The 221-nt window shown below is 48.9% G+C and carries 1 protein-coding gene; it reads left to right on the top strand.

From position 1 onward, the window contains the following. Positions 1-221: AMP-binding protein (locus KVT36_RS32580; protein WP_217607560.1), on the top strand; the 221-nt coding region annotated here is incomplete at both ends.

Here is a 221-nt window from a genome sequence, read left to right as displayed (position 1 = left end):
CAGCTGGATGAACATGCTAACCGGCTGGCACATTACCTGCAAACAAAATATAGTGTAGGAAATGGAGTGCTGGTAGGCATTTTCCAGGAACGCAGCGAGTGGCAGGTGATCAGTATACTTGGGATCATGAAGGCAGGTGCGGCATATGTGCCGGTAGATCCTGCTTACCCGCAGGAACGTATCCGTTATATTTTATCAGACAGTGATCTGCGTGTGTTGCT

Source organism: Chitinophaga sp. GbtcB8, assembly GCF_019091455.1.
Lineage (GTDB): Bacteria > Bacteroidota > Bacteroidia > Chitinophagales > Chitinophagaceae > Chitinophaga.
This window is presented reverse-complemented; position numbering and strand designations above follow the sequence as displayed.